The 201-nt window shown below is 39.3% G+C and carries 1 protein-coding gene; it reads left to right on the top strand.

What is annotated here, in order from left to right; all coding sequences use genetic code 11:
• Positions 1 to 59: 59 nt before the first annotated feature.
• Positions 60 to 201 (top strand): transposase (locus RH88_RS22900; RefSeq protein ID WP_138944263.1); only part of this gene is annotated, 142 nt, incomplete at its 3' end.

Here is a 201-nt window from a genome sequence, read left to right on the forward strand (position 1 = left end):
AGAACCTATCTCAATAGGTGTTGTCTGAGTTAAATCAACACCTATTGAAAATACTGTAAATGAGTTCAACACAATACCTAATCTCTGATGCCCTTTGGGCGAAAATTGAGCCTTTGTTGCCTATTCATAAGACTAATCACCCTCTCGGTACACATCGAAAGAGGGTCGATAATCGTGATGCCATGAATGGCATTCTTTTTG

This window comes from Vibrio scophthalmi LMG 19158 (assembly GCF_000222585.1).
In the GTDB taxonomy this organism is placed as follows: Bacteria; Pseudomonadota; Gammaproteobacteria; order Enterobacterales; family Vibrionaceae; genus Vibrio; species Vibrio scophthalmi.